Consider the following 18,195-nt stretch of genomic DNA (forward strand, 5'->3'; position numbering starts at 1 on the left):
ACAAGAAAACTAAAGCGAAAACAAAAGCCGGAAAATCACTGGCGAATGTTATCAAAAGTAGTGAAAACGAAAACAAATGCTGTAAAACACACAGCATTTGTTTCTAAAACTCACGACCGAAGCGATGAACACGACTACCACGTTCGCCACGTTTACCGTGCCAACGACGTTCGCTGCGTTCACCACGTTCACCACGTTCACTGCGCTCACCACGTTGCCCACGTACGCGCCCGCGCCCACCGCGTCCACGACCGCGACCTTTACGCTTCTGCTGTTCCGGCTCCGGCATACTCCAGCCTTCTTGAAGCTCGGCAGCTTCACCAACAATCTCATCTAGAACTGATGAAGAAGGACTCACATCCTCAGCTTTCGCATGAATTCCAGCCTTACGAAGCATCATATGAGCAGCGCGCTTCTGATTAGGAAGCACAAGTGTTACGACATCGCCTTCTTCACCAGCTCGAGCAGTGCGCCCCGAACGATGCAAGAAAGACTTAGGATCCTCAGGAGGCTCAGTTTGCACAACTAATGCAACGTCGCTAATATCAATACCTCGCGCAGCAACGTCCGTAGCAACCAGCACGCGCACCAAGCCTTCAGCGAACACAGCCAAATGACGATCTCGCTGATTCTGCGACAAATTACCTTGCAAATCAACTGCAGGAATACCTTGCTGCACAAATTTTTTCGCCATATTCTTCGCTTGATATTTCGTGCGCGTAAAGAATATAGAACGTTTCTTTCCAGAAGCAAGCTTTCGCAAAACTTCGTATTTATCCCCTGCAGACACAGCAAAAATATGATGCGTCATAGTGTCAACTTGGCAATCAGCATCATCCACAGCATGAACAACAGCATTTGGAAGGAAACGCTCAACCAATGTAGAAACTTGCTTATCAAGCGTTGCAGAAAACAGCATGCGTTGACCATCTGGCGCAACTTGCTCAAGAAGTCTAGTAACAGCAGGAAGGAATCCCATATCCGCCATTTCATCTGCTTCATCAAGCACACTAACCATCACTTTTTCAAGCGTAAGTGCTCCCTGACGCAGCAAATCTTCCAAACGACCAGGGCAAGCAAGCACAATCTGCGCACCCTGCTTAAGTTGCGATACCTGACGCTGGTATCTCACACCTCCATACACTGTCACAGTACGCATGCCATAAGCTGCAGCAAGCGGCGCTATTACGTCATCAATTTGATGCACAAGCTCGCGAGTTGGAGCAAGAATTATTGCTCTAGGAGCAGGAATTTCACTAGACTCGCGTGACTTACGGTTTTTATCAGAATGAATTAAATCAACAAAATTCTCAGCTAAACGCGCAACAAGTGGAATAGAAAATGCTAATGTTTTACCACTTCCTGTGCGACCTCGCCCTAGGATATTTGCACCTTGTAATGAATCAGGAAGCGTTGCTTGCTGAATTGGGAATGCAGTAGTTTTCCCATCAGCACGCAACACTTCTACCAAGGGCTCTGGGACTCCAAGTTGCGCAAAAGTGACATCGTCACGGTAATTTTCACAAGATTCAATAGCAGAGTCTGGAATAATTGTTGCGTTATGAGAATCTTGATTTTGCTTGTTTGAAGTAGGACGCAAAGATATTGCAGAATTTTGTTTTGTATTATGAGATTTTGCAATATCATTTTTAACAACATTATTTTTATCAATATTATGCTTAACAAAATTATTTTTAGCAAAATCTTGTTCAGCATCCGCAATAGCTACTTCTTCATAACGCAAAGCTTTTTCGCGCGCTTTTTGACGAGCTTTTTCTGCTTTGCGATTGCGCTCCCTGCGCGAATTGAACTCATGATTAGAACCGTAATTTTTATGACTACCCTGATATTCAAAAGGATTGCGTTTTTCAGCTGATTTCCTAGTATTTTTGACGTTTTTGGTATTCTTCGCGCCTCGCTTTTGGGCGAACGCAGCATGATGAGTATGCGGCACAATAGCCTTTCGTAAAATATGTGTATTCAAAATTTAAATTTCAAAACGTGAACTAATCGAGCCTAGCACACGCCTGGCACAATCACGGCAAATGTTGTCAAAAAAGCGCCAAGACGCTCGCACTATAAGTGCTCGCTTCTGAGCTTGCATGGAAAAAAGTCCACTGGACTTTCCATGCAAGCTCACGCTCCGAGTTACTTTCGCGCACTACGCTCCAAGCGCGAAAGCAGGTCGTCGCGCAAACGCCGGAAAAATCACCAGCAAATGTTTCCACCAAGAAATGAAAACAAAACTCAACTAGCGAGTGAGCTTACGGTGCAAGCGATGCGGACGAGCAGCTTCCTCACCCAAGCGCGCAATCTTATTTTCTTCGTAAGCTTGGAAGTTACCTTCGAACCAGTACCACTTTGCAGGATTCTCGTCGTCGCCTTCCCAAGCAAGAATATGCGTTGCAACTCGGTCGAGGAACCAGCGATCGTGCGAAACCACAACAGCGCAGCCTGGGAAATCAAGTAAAGCGTTTTCCAAGCTTTCCAAAGTCTCAACATCCAAATCGTTAGTAGGCTCATCGAGAAGAAGCAAGTTTCCACCCTGCTTAAGAGTCAAAGCCAAGTTCAAACGGTTACGCTCACCGCCGGAAAGCACACCAGTAAGCTTCTGCTGATCCGAACCTTTAAATCCAAAGCTTGCAACATATGCGCGAGTAGGAATCTCAACGCCTGCAACCTCAATAAAATCAAGTCCGCCGGAAACAGCTTCCCACAAGTTCTTATTAGGATCCAATCCTGCACGATTCTGATCCACGTAAGAAATCTTCACAGTATCGCCAACAATAAGCTCTCCGCCAGAAAGAGGCTCCAAGCCCACAATCGTCTTGAACAGCGTAGACTTACCAACGCCGTTTGGACCAATCACGCCAACAATACCGTTACGAGGCAGCGTAAACGACAAGTCGTCGATAAGTACACGGTCGCCAAAAGCCTTGTGAATATGCTTTGCTTCCAAAACTTGCGAGCCCAAACGTGGACCTGCTGGAATTTGAATTTCAGAGAAGTCAAGCTTCTTGGAATTACGTGCCTCTTGCTCCATTTGGTCGTAGCGTTCCAAACGAGCCTTGTTCTTAGCTTGGCGAGCTTTCGGCGAGCTACGCACCCAATCAAGCTCATTCTTCAAACGCTTAGCAAGCTTGGCATCCTTGGCACCCTGGATTTCCATACGCTTTGCTTTAGTTTCCAAATACGTTGAGTAATTTCCCTTATATGGATAAAGCTGACCACGGTCAACTTCGCAAATCCACTCCGCTACGTTATCCATAAAGTAGCGGTCGTGCGTAACAGCAATAACAGCACCCTCGTACTTGTGCAAGAACTGTTCAAGCCACAAAATAGATTCCGCATCCAAATGGTTAGTAGGCTCATCCAAAAGCAGCAAATCTGGAGCTTCAAGAAGAAGCTTACACAATGCAACTCGACGCCTTTCACCACCAGAGCACACAGAAACAGGCGAATCCGGATCTGGGCATTGCAAAGCATCCATAGCCTGCTCAAGCTGCGAATCCAAATCCCAACCGTTTGCAGCGTCAATTTCAGTCTGAAGCTTACCCATTTCTTCCATTAACGCATCAAAATCAGCGTCTGGATTAGCCATTTCTTCGCCGATTTGGTTAAAACGCGCCACTTTTTGCGCAATCTCACCAAAAGCCATCTTAATGTTTTCGCCAACCGTCTTAGTGTCATCAAGAGGTGGTTCCTGCTGCAAAATACCTACCGTATAGCCAGGAGTCAAAGAAGCTTCACCATTGGTCACATTTTCCAAACCGGCCATAATTTTCAGCAGCGTCGACTTACCCATGCCGTTCGGACCCACAACACCAATTTTTGCGCCCGGAAGGAAGCTTAAAGTAACATCGTCGAGAATTACACGATCTCCGTACGATTTACGCGCCTTAATCATCTGATAGATAAATTCAGCCAAAGTAATATACCATCCTTACAAACGTTGAAATTCCAGCGTTTGTTGCAACTTGCGTAAAAAGCGTTTAGTACTTTTACCTACTTAATTCAAGCAAGATGCAACTTACATAAAACTACGCAAACTAATAGCTAGCAAATACTAGCACGTTGCTGGCGTACGATTTGACTTATTGACAGACTCAGAATCATCTTCAGGCGGAATCTGGCAGAGCCACTCGCCCAAAATCCCAACGACCATATCAATAAAGCACACCAAGCCAGCAATAGAGCATTCACGCACAACAGAGTTATACAGAATTATTTCACTGTGTGGCAGACTCATTAACAACTGCCCAACGTACCAGCCAGACAAAATAGCACCTGCCATTCCCAATGCCTTAGACAGCATAAGAGCTGCAACAGCAAATTGAGAACTTACAGGCTTCTTATTTTTATCTTTGTTAGCAACACTTTGATGAGTTTGCAACGCCATAACAAAAGTTATTAAGCCAGCAATCACCATAATTGCAACAACAACCCACGGAGCTCCTGCTAACGACATAGCACTAGACTCTGTTGACGACACTAGAAATGCGCCCAGCACAAAGCCAAACAGTAACCCTAGTACCAGATACCACCAAGGTGTGCGATACGCTTTCATTAACAACCATCCCCTATAAGCCATTGCTCTGAGTATACCCCAACAGTTTGAGCATCAAAAGCAAACGCTAATGAGTACGAAACTGAGTTGTCATCCAAAGCAGCATCCGACTCTATCTGCAGCCACGGCATAAGTTCAGGCGACTTAGGGTCAACCATCACCATTTCCGCTAGTTGTTGCGGCAATTTTTCTGCATCAACAGTTCTTGTATCAGCAGCAGAAGCACCATATGAACGCGTACCCAACACTCGCACAGTCACCTTATCTTTATACAAAGTAGCAACAGCGCGAAGCAAGCGAAGCAGTTCATACTCGTCACCGCCCGAAGACAGAATAAATACAGCCGCGTAATAATCACCTTCAAGCATATTGGCAACATATAGTGCCGATACGCCATCTACGCGAGATTCTCTATCCTGCTCAAGCATTGCAACTATTCTCAGCATAGCAGAACGCGTGTCTTGTTTCGCGACACCCTTCATAGAAATTACTGCAGTTGTCTGTAACGGAGTCGGACATATACGGAACAAAGGAGACTTAGTTTCTCTTTTAACAAGCTCACTGCCATAATTGACACTTTTAGATTCATCGACACAAGAGCACTCTGAATCTCCATTATTTTCATAATCATCCGCGAAAGAATTTGCGATATCAACGGCAGCTTTAGCAGCTGCAGCAGCGTCCTCGTCTTCTTTGCGCTGCTTTTCTTTTCTATCTTCCTCAATAAGAGAACGATAGTAATCTGCTATTTCGCCTTCCTCAAGATCGTCAACTGATACGCTTCCACTACGAACAGCAACATGCGCAAGAGAATCAGGAATTACACGCCGTTCCGAATAATTTAACTCTTCTCTAGAAACACTATTCAAAGTAACACAAATATCGTCAACAGTGCTTTTCATGCCGTAATATTCGCTTCTTAAAGCAGCATGAACAGTAATATCAGCCTCACTAATTTGCCAAGTGTGCATAGCAGAATTTAAAACAGATTTAGCAATAAGTTCTAAAGCTATAGCAGGATGCTCCTCAATTTCGCTATCTTTTTCGCAACGTTTAAGCATAAAAGCAAGACGCTCAGCAATTTGAGGAATATCTATTGCGTTAGTCTCATCTCCGTCTAATGCATTACTCAAATTAACTTTTAAAACAGCATCTATGTAAATAGAAGAATATAATCCAATGACTATTGAGTCACCGCTTGGGCGAATACCCTTCAAACTTATGGTCGTATTCATAATTTCATCTTCTACTCTCTAATAAAAACAATTTAAAATTCCAATTATTTGTTTATTTATCTTTTACTCTTACCTATAATACGCAAAATTAATATTTCGATACATTGTACTCGATATAAATCAACATGCGTAATTTTTTGCATATAACACTAATTTTTATTATTAAATTCTTAGAAAAATAAAAATAAACGCTGACAGCAATAAATTATATTGTTATCAGCGTTTATTAATGATTGTATTTTATCTGCTTCTTAGCACTGTATTTACACTATTAAGCACCAAATTGAGTGCCGTCATTTTGATTAGTAGATGGATTAACTGGTGGTTTAACAGTTCCAATAACAGTTCGAGGAGCAGGTGCAGTAGTCTGAATAGACGTATCAACAGGCATCTGATCAGACTGCTGGTTTTGTGAAGTTGCGTTATTGGAAGATTCAGAAAGTTCAGAAGCTTCACTCTGCTCATTCTTACCTTCAACGTTGCGCTTTAAACTTTCTGGAATTTCAACAGGAGGAAGATCAGAATCTGGTCTTCTATCGTCCGAAAGCCAAAGAGTACGCTCAGGAGCCTTACGAATCTTACTGAAGATTTCCTTAAGTTCCTTCTCGTTAAGAGTTTCCTTAGCGAGCAACTGACGAACCAGCTCATCTAATACGTCACGATTATTGTTAATAATCTCCCACGCTTCAGTATGAGCAGTTTCGATAAGCTTATGAACTTCTTCATCGATTACTTCAGCAGTACGATTCGAGAACTTACGAGGTTGCAAAGAATCGAGTGAACCGGAAGAATCTTCGTCAGTATCCATCCACTTAACAGCTCCAAGCTTCGCTGAGAAACCATATTCAACAACCATCTTACGAGCAATAGCAGTAGCTTTCTCAATGTCGTTAGAAGCACCAGTTGTTGGATCATGGAACACAACTTCCTCTGCTGTGCGTCCGCCCATAGCATATGCCATTTGATCCAGCAATTCGTTGCGAGACTGCGAGTAACGGTCGCTTGTTGGCATCACAGCAGTGTAGCCAAGTGCGTGACCTCGCGGCAAAATCGTTACTTTAGTAACAGGATCCGTGTGGTGCAACGCAGCAGCAACAAGCGCATGACCACCCTCATGGTAAGCAGTGTTACGCAATTCATCCAAAGCCATACCCTTAGACTTACGTCGAGGTCCTGCTTGAACACGATCAATTGCCTCATCAATAGCGCGATTATCGATATATTGAGCACCAGAGCGAGCGCAAAGCAACGCAGCTTCGTTAAGCACGTTAGCTAAGTCTGCACCAGTAAAACCAGGAGTGCGCACAGCAACCATATGAAGATCAACATCCGGCACAAAAGGCTTACCCTTAGCGTGAACCTTCAAAATTGCCTCGCGACCTTCCAAATCAGGAGCCTCAACAGCCACCTGACGGTCAAAACGACCAGGACGAAGAAGTGCGGAATCAAGCACATCTGGACGGTTTGTTGCGGCAATAATAATCAAATTAGTGTCGTTGTCGAAGCCGTCCATCTCAACAAGCAGCTGATTAAGTGTCTGCTCGCGCTCATCATGACCGCCAGTCATGCCACTTCCGCGGCGACGACCAACAGCATCAATCTCATCGATAAAGATGATGGCAGGAGCATTCTTCTTAGCTTCGTCAAAAAGTTCACGAACACGAGACGCGCCCAAGCCTACGAACATTTCCACGAAGTCAGAGCCAGCCATTGCATAGAACGGCACACCAGCTTCGCCTGCAATAGCACGAGCCAACAAAGTCTTACCAGTTCCTGGAGGACCATAAAGCAGCACACCGCGCGGAATGCGAGCACCCAAAGCCTTGTAGCGCGAAGGATCCTTCAAGAAGTCTTTAATCTCTTCAACTTCTTCAACAGCAGCTTGTTCGCCAGCAACGTCAGCAAACTTAGTTTTAGGAGTCTGACCTTCAAGCAGCTTGCCACGGCCACGTCCGCCACCCATGCCAAGCATACTTCCACCGGCACCGCCTATTCTGCTAAACATGAACCAAATCATGCCAAGGAAGAACAATATCGGAGCAAGCGAAGTAATCAAATACGAAATAATGCTAGATGACTGTAAGCTAGCAGTCCAGCCGTTAGAAGGCTTCGCCTTTTCGACTTCTTGTACAATTGACCTACCTTGTGCATACGCGTAGTAGAATTGCACATCCTTGCCAAAGTCACGCTTTTGCTTACTTCGTTTATCGAACTTCTTAAACGGACTATCAAGCGTAAGCTTAACTAACTGTTTATTGTCAATAATTTCCACATAACTTGCTTTATGAGATCGCACTAACTCAATACCATCCTGAGTATCGATAGTTTGCGATCCGTTATGAACAAACATTTGGAATCCGACAACTGAAAGCAACACAAGAAGCACAATCCACGTCCATGGCGACTGCCAGAAGGAACGACGATTGTTATGGTTGTTCTCGTTATTTTTATTATTCTTGCCCTGTTGACCGTTGTTTCGCTGATTCCTAGGGTTGCGTGGATTTAAAAACGGATTATTCCCGTTATTTCCACGCCCAGGACCGCCCATTGGGCCTTGCGGTGTCATAGGAGAAGCGCCCATGTAATAAGGCTCCTTTCAAACTCCTCAATTTATATAAAAATTCTGAATAGAATCTATAAAATCAAGCACCATACACTGATGGCTTTAATACCGCAATACTATTGAGATTGCGGTAGCGTTCGTCGTAGTCCATTCCGAAACCAACGACAAATGCATCAGGAATTTCAAAGCCCGAGTAGTCGATTTGTACGTCTACTTCGCGACGTGCAGGCTTACTGAGCAATGCAAAAACTTTTACACTTGCAGCACCACGACCTTTTAGCTCATCTACAAGCCAAGCTAGCGTGCGACCGGAATCAACAATGTCTTCTACAATAAGCACATCTCGACCACGCACATCAGTACTTAAATCTTCGCGAACAGTGATTTGTCCGCTAGTTTGAGTGCCACTGCCGTAACTAGACAAGCTCATAAAGTCCATTGATGCGTTAATGCTTAATTCTTGCGAAAATACAGCAAGAGTATTTACAGCACCTTTGAGAACTGCAACAAGCAAAACATTACGGTTTTTGTAATCTTCACTTACTTGTTTAGCAACTTCACGAATACGCTTCATAAGGTCTTCGTGGCTAATTAATTCATAGTCGATGTCATCTCGTATATCTGCAATTTGCATGTTCACTATCTTTGCATAAGCGAATGACGATATTGCGCGAGAGCCGAGTCGCTTCGTAATAATTTGGCAGCGAAAAAGGCTTCTGACCATGCCATTTTGTACATAGTTCGTCCACTGCCGATATGTGACTTGACGAGAAACGCAGACCAAGCTCACTTAACGCACGCACTATAATCCGTCTACGAATTGATGGATGATATTGCGCTAACTTCTCAGCTTTTAACCTAACAGTTTTCGCATTTTTATCAAATTCCATCACTTGTGAACTAGCTTCGTCAACTTGAGAATTAATATAGTCAAGATCGTCTCTAGCTATTTCAGCTCCACGAGAAAGCAAAGTAACCATATTTGCATTAAAAAATCGCGAAATATAAGGCATTAACGTGTGTCTAACTCGAGATCTCAATGGATAATTTTCTGAAAGTTCCTCATTTTGCGAAATATCGTCACCATTTGTAGGATCATCCCACCATGAAATGCCTAAATCCTCGCAAATACCAGTAGTATCTTCTCTACTAAGCTTAATAAGAGGCCTCGCAAAAAGCACGTTTTGACGCAATGTCACTGCTTTCATGCCAGCAACTGCTTCTAAACCTGCAGAATCTTTTAGCCCCATCATTACAGTTTCTGCTTGATCATTTGCAGTATGAGCTAGAAGCACGGCTGCAGCTTGCTGCTTTTTAGCGACCTCAATAATTGCTTGATACCTAGCATTTCTAGCAGCAGATTCTTCGCCTTCTCCCGAATCTTCAACGTTCACAGATTGAATATACACGTACTTTTCATCTATTCCAGATTGCAAACAATGTTTAGCAGCAGTATTGGCAATTTCAGTTGAGTGTGGCTGCAAATGGTGATCTACTATTACGACACCGCAACGAATACCCCTACTTGCGCACACAATCACGCTCAATGCTGTAAGTGCAAGAGAATCTCTACCTCCAGAGCACGCAATAAGAACCAAAGGAGCATCAACATCTGTCGCGTGATTGCCATGTTCGGAAAAACGCGCGTCTTGTGCACATAATGAAAGTTCGTCAAAACAATGCTTGATTGCGCCAATTCCTGCGCGTATGCGAGAAGAATACACCATAGCTTCTAGTGTAGCGCGCCAATAACGCTAAATTGCAACTCATAAATCATAGTTTTGGCAATTCTGCCATAAACTTATTAATCGCTACGAACGCTCCCCAAATATCAGCTGGCTGGTTCGCAACAACAGCGAAAGTTAGCACTCCACCACTTTTCCTAGATACATTACCAACCATAGAAGTAACTTCACTTAAAGAACCAGTCTTTACGCGAAGCATGCCGGCAGAAGATTCATCCGCTAAACGCTTTCTTGCTGTTCCAACTAAACCAGGAAGAGACAATCCTTCAGCAGCTGCAGCACCTCCAGAATCGGCTTTAATATTAAGCACTTGTACTTGAGCTAGCGTTGTTGCGCGCAACCTTGATTTTGGAGACAAGCCTGAGCAATCAGACATGTGCAAACCACGTATATCGATATTGAGCTTGCGCAATCCCTCTTTTACTGCCTGAACTGCACCCTCCGGAGAGTTGGATTTGTGAGTTGCAAGCGCAGTCAAACGACCAAACTCTTCCGCCAATGTGTTGTCTGAAATACGAAGCGTATATGCCATTATTTCGTTTAATGGTGCAGAAGAAACTTGTGCAATTAAACGCGAATTAGATGATATTAACGATTGAGTTTCGCTTACTGGTATGACAAGATTTTCAGACTGTGCAGATTTATCTTCATTTTCAGAATCTTTATTGTTTTCAGAAGAATCATCTGCAGACGAGCCTGAACCGGAATTTTTTTCATCAGAAGCGGTTTTATTAGAATAATTACTTATAACTATTCCTTGTTTGCTTAATAATTTAGCAAAAACATGACCGACACTTAAAGCAGGATGAGGATCAGAAAGCGGAAAATCTGTCATAGCGTCAGCGTCAACACCTTGCACTGAAAGGTCACGCTGACGAGCATCATCTATAGCCAAAGATGACGTTTGAGCATAAAAGCGGCGTTCAACATCTGTTTCATAAATCAAATCAGGAGCACGTTTTGCGCCAAACAATGAGTCATCAACAGCTAAAGAAACTGTGTGAATATTTTCAAGCTTCAACGCGTTGGCTGTTCTTCTCGCTAATGTCGTTAAACCTGCTCTGCCATTGACATGGTGCCAATCGTTTTCTCCAACGCCAAGAAGCATGTCACCATTGCCGCGAAGCACAAGCTTTCTAGCATTCGTACTAGAAGCTCGTTCTGGTTCACCGCCTGTTTTAGGCAACAAAAATACTTGAGTATCAAGAGTTGAACCCATGTCAAGAGTGCGAGAAGCTACGCTAGCAGTTAAAGTTTTAAGCGTTGACGCTGGCTCTCTTAAAGCATTTGGCTCATGCGAAGCAACTACTCGCCCATTAGCATCCATAATTACTGCTGAAGTGCTGCTACTCATAGAAGCATCGGAAACCAACTCGTTAATAAGTTTTTGAGCTTGCGAATGATTTATTTCTTTACCATAAGTCACGCCTTTAGCTAGTGATTTAACTCGCAAAAGTGATTTAGGAGAAGAAACAGTTACAGCATAATGTTGTTTTCGCAACGTCAAAGGACCAGGAAGAATATCGTATACGTCAAGCAAAAAATAAGTAAAAATAATTGCTGCACTAACTATAACTGCTATAAATGCAATAAGCAATCGCCAACGAGAAGGATATTGGCTTCTTAAAACCATAGCAGCGTATTTACTTTTCTTCTGTGCGCTACTTGGTTTAATCTCACTGCTTGATTTAGATTCACTACTTAGTTTTTGTTCACTGCTTGGTTTAGGCTCGATACTTTTGTTGGGTTCGCCGCTTTGCGCTGGCGTGCTCGCATTAGGAATATTTAAGGCATCGTTTAAGCCTTTATTACTTTCCATGCGAGCACACCTTTAAATCGATTGCAAATACCGCGCTTAACTATACATTGCGCTTGCAACAAAGCGTGCGTAAGTTACGCAGTAATAGACGCGAATCTGCGCAAGTTTTCTACAATGCGAATCATGCGCTTATCCATTACTTTGCCACCAAGAATCACGCCAACAACCAGCACAATCAAGCCGTTTACTATGAACAGAATGCTTGCAATCCACAAAAGATTCGGGTTAAGAATCATAAACGCAATCGCAGCCGCAAACGAAGGAATCATGCAAACTACAGAAAGAAGCATAAAGCCTATAGCTGCAAAACTTCGCCCGCCAGCACTTCCTTGCGGCCTAGAAAATGGCTTTTCGATTGATGCCACAGGGTACATTGCAATGCACGAAGAAATTAAGCCAATGCCTATGGAAGCAAAAGCTATTCCAATTGGCGAAAGAATCTGGAACATAACTGCATTCACATTTTGCTTAACATTTGCTACAAAGAAAAGGAAAACGTAAACCCCTACTCCAATAATCGCAAAATAAACAGCGCAAATCACTGACCAAACTATTGCGTTCGCTAAGCGATCGTGCAAACCTTTTACTCCAATAATCACATGCATAGTAAAAGCTGTGCCATCGTAAGCAATATTGTTTCCAACAACCATGCCCATAAGCAAAGCAGCATACATCATCCATCCAGAAACACCTAAGTTATCTGTTAGAGAATCAAATCCTTTAGCCTTAAAACTACTTCCTCCTGCAACTACCAGCATAAAAAGCGGCGCAATAAGCAAAAATAGCTGACGCATATCTCTTCTCATAACGCTAATAATTCGCGCAATAATCGCACCAACTGTGTTGTCTGGAACTGCTGCAAACAAGCCGATTCCCTTAGTTTTAACAACTGTTTTTTGCTCACCACGAAGCAACTTCGGCTCTAATTTTGCGCAAAATACAGAGATTGCAAAGCAAGCAGCAATCGTTACAACGCAAATAAGGAAGCGAATAGCAAGAGCAAGCCAATTGCCATTAATAGCATCGAGCGGCAAAGCCATAGCTGCACTTAATGGTGTAAAAGCGGACGCAGCACAGAAACTTGTGCCTAGCGCAATTCCATTTGGCGAAGGGCTATGCGTATTCATTGATGAAACAAAAATCATGTACGCTATAAAAATGGCAAAGTAAAAAATGTTTCTTGAACGCTTGTTTATTAAAATAGTATCCAAAAGCTCAATAAGCATTTTGCTTAAAGACACGATTGTTGCAACGTAAAGCGGAGCTGCAATTACGCTGACTAAAACCGGCACAATTCCAAAGCTTCTGTACGCTAAAGACCACAAAGCAAGCGCGATTGTGCAGCTTACTGAAAGCGCTCCAAAAAGAGAGCCAAGAAGCATGCCAGCTTGCTGCTTTACGTAAGGAATGCCGTAAAGCGCAAAACTACGCGATTTTAGTGTTGTGTCGCTGCCAAACATAAACACGTTTATAAACAGCGTAAAAATTGACGCAATCGACGCAACCATTATTGGAGCCAATTGGAATTCCTGCCAATTTTTAGTATCTGCAAGCATTCCTGGATTAATGTACTTGCCAGTTTCCCAGCCAGCAAAACCAAGAGCGCATATAAGCGCAAGTCCAAAAACAATTGCTATAGCAAAGCCAATTTTTTGCCAAATTGACTTTCGCATAACAGAAAAAGTAAGCGCCCAGCGAAGGCGAACCATGGTAAAAATCATAGACATTACGGTTTTCCCTTTTAAGCGTTGAGATTGGTGGAAGATGCAGGAGCGTTATCAGATTTGCCGCCGTTAAGCCAGTCGATGCGCGCAGCTGCGTGACGTCCGCCAACAAGCTCCATAAAGCGATCTTCAAGATCTTTGCCCTGAGCCACCTCTTCAAGAGTGCCAGCAGCCGCAACATGACCTTCGTTAATAATCGCCACGTGCGAGCACATTTTTTCAACCAATTCCATAACGTGCGAAGAAATAATCACCGTGCCGCCAGTAGAAACATACTCGGCAAGAATATCCTTCAAATTTGCGCTAGAAACAGGATCCACTGCCTCAAAAGGCTCGTCCAACACAAGTACGCGAGGGCTGTGAATCATAGCTGTTGCAAGGCAAATCTTCTTAGTCATACCAGTTGAATAGTCCGAAACCATAGTGTTTGCAGCTTCTGTTAAGTCGAATGCAGAAAGCAAATCGTTCGCGCGACGAACAGCCTCAGCGCGGCTCATCTCGCGAAGCATGCCAGCGTAAGTTAAAAGCTGAAGGCCAGTAATCGTCTTAAAAATCTCGTCGGCCTGAGGCATTAAACCGATTGCGCGCTTAGCGCGATTTACGTCACTCCAAACATCGTTGCCAAAAATCGAAGCCGAGCCAGCATCTGGCATAAGCAAGCCCGTAAGCATTTTAATCGTAGTAGTTTTGCCAGCACCATTCGGGCCGACTAATCCATAGAAAGAGCCTGCTGGAATGCTCAACGAAAGATTATCTACAGCAACTTTCTTGCCAAAAGTCTTAACAAATCCGCTAATAGAAACCGCTGGAACATCTTCGTTAGTAGCGTCGTAAGTGTTTGCGCCAAAAACTGGAACGCTGCTAGCAAAAGTATTTCCGGACGGATACTCGGACGGATATTCAGACGGAATAGAATCTACCATAGAAACCTCGCAGTATACAGATAAACGCACGCATTGCACTACATTAATTGCGCAATCACACGCTTATATCAAGGCTTCTATTATCTCATACCCGCAATTTTTGCGCAATCGCAATGCCAGCACTATCCGCACGCTACCTTCATATTCGTGTGGTAGAGATTTGAGATTTTTCGCACTGATTGAATGTTTGCATGCTTATGAAGTTTTGCAGTTGTGCTCTGCAGACGTTGAGTATTTATTCATAGCGAACACTAGCGTCATTGCTGCTGCGCACGCCACACCAGACGCACCTACCACACCAAAAAACACTAGCGGCTTTATTAGTAGTGAGGGGTGGGCGTTGCTTGGTCGAGCAATATAAAAGCGGAACGATAGTAATAATCTCGTTGACGAATACTATTTCTGCAGAAAAAGTAAGTAAAAAACTAAACTTAACTACGCAACCGCTAAGTCCAAATAAGGTATAAGAGTGGAGCGCTGTCCTTACGGCTAATCGCCGTTCGGCTGAGCTTGCGTTGAAAGCACACCGTGCTTTCAACTTGAGCAAGCTCACGCTCCGAATTGCTCTCGCGCGTACAATGCTACGCTCAAGCATGTCGTCGCGCTAGTAACACCCACCACTCACAGCCACTTCAGAAACACGCCAACCAAACACCAGCCCAAAACTCGCGCCACAATAAGCAAGAGCACTCAGCGACCAGTGTGCTGAATCGGCTTCCACTCGCTCTTTGAGAAAATAGCTTGGAACGCAATAGGCACGTACGAAAGCATAAAAATCGGGAAGCTAAGAGCGTACGCAAACAGCTCCTTATTCGTTGCACCAAGCTTATCGTGTTCAACTAAAATAGTGAGCGACACAAATATCATCATGCCTAAAACACTTGTAACAGTAGTTGTAATGAAGTTAATCATTGAATAGATTTGACTCATCCATGTTACAAATCCAAATGCAGCAAAAATAAACCCAAGTATTATTCTTGCAACAGCCAAAACCATAAATGGGAAAAGCATAAGCGTAAAATCAACCGACGAAAAATCTCTTTCGCGAATACCATGTCGAATAAGAGCTGCTCCATAGTAACGAAATACCTGCAAGAATCCCTTGCTCCAACGAAGACGCTGCCTCCAGCTCTGCCTAAACGACACAGGTTGTTCATCATACAATACTGCAGAACCGCAATATCCAACTTTGTCTCCGTGAAGAATAGCATCCATAGTAAATTCAAGATCCTCAGTAAGAAGATGGAATTTCCATCCGCTATTTCTGTGCATAATCTCACGCGAGAACATGAATCCAGTTCCACCAGCATGGCAACTCGAACCGAATAGCATTCGAGAGTTGTTAGTAAATCGCGATTCTCGAATAAACCAAAGTGCAGAGCCAGACGAAACCCAATTATCTGAAAGATTCACGGAATTACGATAGCTGGTTAAAATTTGATATCCTGCGTGGAAACCTTTATTCATTTCCTCAAAATAATGCGGATCAAGTTTATTGTCTGCATCGAAAACAAAGTATGCGTCATAAACTTTATCCGCACCAATTTTCATAATATGATCGAGAAGATAGCTGAGCGCATAACCTTTACCAATATGCTCTTTATCAAAACGTTCAATTACGTTGCATCCGCAATTGCGGCCAACCTGCGCAGTAGAATCAGTGCAATTATCTGCAACAAGCCAAATATCAATAAAATCTTGTCTATATGTTTGAGTTTGAATGCAATGAATAAGATTACCTATAACAGCTTCCTCATTGCGCGCAGAAATAAGCACAGCATAATGCTTATCCATTGGTGCTTCAGGAAAAACAATAGGCTTAGCGAATAAAGATGCAACAGCACAAACACCTTGATACACAACACCGCTTATGCCAATAAGTATTACTAGTACATCAAATATTGATAGAAGAATCATCGCTTCCATCCGCTCCGTGGATTATTTTTTACGTTACTTTTATTATTTTTTGTATTTTTTACTATTTTAGACTCGCCTACTTGCAATTTTGCTTTAGAAGAATCCTTATTTTCAGAATCTACTTCACGCTTTGCAATATCTTTATTTACGGCATCTAATATTTCGCGCGAAATTGGCATTGTTGCCAATACGTCAGTTTGATCAGAATCGATAGAAGAAACTTTGCTACCATTCGCATCGTCAGAGTCTGACACATAAGCTTGCTTATACCAATATAGGATATCCTCGTTCAGAGAAATGCGAGAGCTTGTGCCTTTCATTACACGATGAACACTTTCACTCATTGGATTCATGAACTTACGGCCAATCGCTTCAACGCAACGAACAATAATAGAAGTATGATCAGGGTGAGGATCGTTCATAAGCGGAGAAGAAACTAAACTATATTGCTTCGTGCATACTCTAAAAATTGCTTGCAAACTTGCAGTCACAGGCAAAGCCAAAAATGCTCCAAGAGCACCAAATACAGCGCCCATTACAAGAACTGAAATAAAAGCTACTGCAGGATTCAGATCCATAGTCTTCTCGGAAATCTTCGGCGAAATAACCATGTTCTCAATTTGCTGATAAATCGTAATAAAAATTAATGTTGCAACAGCCGCACCAAAACCATTGGAACCCCATGCAACCAAGATAGGCAAAGCTCCACCCAAATAGCCACCAATTGTAGGCACAAACTGCGAAACAATTCCGCAGAATAAGGATAGCGGAAGCCAATACGGTATATTCATTACAATAAGAAAAATTGCGGTACCCACTGCGTTAATCGCTGCCAAAATAATTCGCGAAAATAAGAAGCTCGAAATCTGCTCTTGAACAACTGACCAAATAAATAGGAAACGACGCTGAGATTGCGGATTCATCCAACGGCACATGCTACGACGCATAGCCGGACCTGCTGCAGAAATGTAATACGTAACCATAATAATGGTAAGTAAATCAAGCAGAACAGTCATCAATCCCCATGTTGTGTTAAGTGCTTGGCCAGCAAAATCAACAACCCAAGATGTTTGCACATGCTTCAAAATTTCCATGCCAAGCTGCTCAATATTAGGCATTTTAAAACCGGTATAGTGAAGCACAAAATTTGCAAATTGATTGTATAAATCAGGCAAGCCCATAACCATTGAAACAACCTGCTGAGCAAATAAATTACCAAACAAAGCAAGTAGCAAGCTAATTACAACAAGCAAGCCCGTTAGCGTAAAGCCAGAAGCAACTCCTCGCCTCCAACCATGCTTAATTAACCGAACAACAAGCGGTTCCATTGCGAGCGCAATAAAAATAGAAATCACAACATCGAAAACAATGAATGAAATGCTATTCCAAGCGAACCATAGGAAGATAGACACAAAAGTAATAATTGCAACGTAAATAAGTGCACGACCTAGCCAATCTGGCGGCCTTCTGTCATCGCCTTTAGCTGGGAAAAGTGAAGCTAAATCTAGCTTATTTTCACTTTCCTTAATATGCTCATGCATCTTATATTCATGCATTTCTTGCTCTTGGTAATTCATAGGTACTATTGTAACTGCGCGAACTGATGAATGCGAATTAGCGGCATGTAATGGTAACTATTTTTGTAATACTTAATAGTTACGCTATTTATTACTATTTATTACAATTTTCTACTATTTCCTAC

At 43.0% G+C, this 18,195-nt stretch carries 12 protein-coding genes; all 12 read right to left on the reverse strand.

Annotated features, from left to right (window positions below):
• Positions 1–103: 103 nt before the first annotated feature.
• Entirely contained in the window at positions 104–1,954 is a 1,851-nt protein-coding gene (locus HXT57_RS05125; RefSeq protein ID WP_421783758.1) for a DEAD/DEAH box helicase, read from the reverse strand.
• Positions 1,955–2,251: 297 nt separating this feature from the next.
• Positions 2,252–3,928: an energy-dependent translational throttle protein EttA gene (gene ettA / locus HXT57_RS05130; protein ID WP_004118724.1), complete on the reverse strand. Its 1,677-nt coding sequence runs from the start codon at positions 3,926–3,928 to the stop codon at positions 2,252–2,254.
• Between the two features lie 138 nt (positions 3,929–4,066).
• Entirely contained in the window at positions 4,067–4,567 is a 501-nt protein-coding gene (locus HXT57_RS05135; RefSeq protein WP_102703219.1) for a DUF3180 domain-containing protein, read from the reverse strand.
• On the reverse strand, positions 4,567–5,802 hold the full coding sequence (locus tag HXT57_RS05140) for a dihydroneopterin aldolase (RefSeq protein WP_102703220.1): 1,236 nt from the start codon (positions 5,800–5,802) through the stop codon (positions 4,567–4,569). Before HXT57_RS05140 ends, HXT57_RS05135 begins: the two co-directional genes overlap by 1 nt.
• 271 nt (positions 5,803–6,073) lie before the next feature.
• Entirely contained in the window at positions 6,074–8,383 is a 2,310-nt protein-coding gene (ftsH, locus tag HXT57_RS05145) for an ATP-dependent zinc metalloprotease FtsH (protein WP_116431567.1), read from the reverse strand.
• Positions 8,384–8,444: 61 nt separating this feature from the next.
• On the reverse strand, positions 8,445–8,999 hold the full coding sequence (gene hpt, locus HXT57_RS05150) for a hypoxanthine phosphoribosyltransferase (protein ID WP_101886119.1): 555 nt from the start codon (positions 8,997–8,999) through the stop codon (positions 8,445–8,447).
• The gene (gene tilS, locus HXT57_RS05155; protein ID WP_102703222.1) at positions 8,974–10,092 is read right to left on the reverse strand and encodes a tRNA lysidine(34) synthetase TilS; all 1,119 of its coding nucleotides are present in this window, start codon (positions 10,090–10,092) and stop codon (positions 8,974–8,976) included. The genes hpt and tilS overlap by 26 nt, the downstream gene beginning before the upstream one ends.
• 46 nt (positions 10,093–10,138) lie before the next feature.
• Positions 10,139–11,929 (reverse strand): D-alanyl-D-alanine carboxypeptidase, encoded by a 1,791-nt coding sequence (locus HXT57_RS05160; protein WP_288231342.1) that lies wholly within the window; start codon positions 11,927–11,929, stop codon positions 10,139–10,141.
• A gap of 74 nt (positions 11,930–12,003) precedes the next feature.
• Positions 12,004–13,656, reverse strand: a complete 1,653-nt coding sequence (locus HXT57_RS05165) for a hypothetical protein (RefSeq protein WP_174182525.1) — start codon at positions 13,654–13,656, stop codon at positions 12,004–12,006.
• Positions 13,657–13,670: 14 nt separating this feature from the next.
• Positions 13,671–14,576 carry an ABC transporter ATP-binding protein gene (locus HXT57_RS05170; protein WP_116994628.1) on the reverse strand — a complete coding sequence of 302 codons (906 nt, stop codon included), beginning with the start codon at positions 14,574–14,576 and terminating at the stop codon, positions 13,671–13,673.
• A 690-nt stretch (positions 14,577–15,266) separates the two neighbouring features.
• Entirely contained in the window at positions 15,267–16,493 is a 1,227-nt protein-coding gene (locus tag HXT57_RS05175; RefSeq protein WP_033888470.1) for a glycosyltransferase family 2 protein, read from the reverse strand.
• Positions 16,490–18,070 (reverse strand): AI-2E family transporter, encoded by a 1,581-nt coding sequence (locus HXT57_RS05180; RefSeq protein ID WP_415697838.1) that lies wholly within the window; start codon positions 18,068–18,070, stop codon positions 16,490–16,492. The genes HXT57_RS05175 and HXT57_RS05180 overlap by 4 nt, the downstream gene beginning before the upstream one ends.
• Positions 18,071–18,195: the final 125 nt, after the last annotated feature.

Origin of the sequence: Gardnerella sp. KA00771 (genome assembly GCF_049244045.1) — a bacterium.
GTDB lineage: Bacteria > Actinomycetota > Actinomycetes > Actinomycetales > Bifidobacteriaceae > Bifidobacterium > Bifidobacterium swidsinskii.

Coding starts and splice junctions, on each gene's coding strand:
- HXT57_RS05135 (WP_102703219.1), bottom strand. CDS start 4,567: ATGAAAGCGTATCGCACACCTTGGTGGTATCTGGTACTAGGGTTACTG.
- HXT57_RS05140 (WP_102703220.1), bottom strand. CDS start 5,802: ATGAATACGACCATAAGTTTGAAGGGTATTCGCCCAAGCGGTGACTCA.
- ftsH (WP_116431567.1), bottom strand. CDS start 8,383: ATGGGCGCTTCTCCTATGACACCGCAAGGCCCAATGGGCGGTCCTGGG.
- hpt (WP_101886119.1), bottom strand. CDS start 8,999: ATGCAAATTGCAGATATACGAGATGACATCGACTATGAATTAATTAGC.
- tilS (WP_102703222.1), bottom strand. CDS start 10,092: ATGGTGTATTCTTCTCGCATACGCGCAGGAATTGGCGCAATCAAGCAT.
- HXT57_RS05160 (WP_288231342.1), bottom strand. CDS start 11,929: ATGGAAAGTAATAAAGGCTTAAACGATGCCTTAAATATTCCTAATGCG.
- HXT57_RS05165 (WP_174182525.1), bottom strand. CDS start 13,656: ATGTCTATGATTTTTACCATGGTTCGCCTTCGCTGGGCGCTTACTTTT.
- HXT57_RS05170 (WP_116994628.1), bottom strand. CDS start 14,576: ATGGTAGATTCTATTCCGTCTGAATATCCGTCCGAGTATCCGTCCGGA.
- HXT57_RS05175 (WP_033888470.1), bottom strand. CDS start 16,493: ATGATTCTTCTATCAATATTTGATGTACTAGTAATACTTATTGGCATA.
- HXT57_RS05180 (WP_415697838.1), bottom strand. CDS start 18,070: ATGAATTACCAAGAGCAAGAAATGCATGAATATAAGATGCATGAGCAT.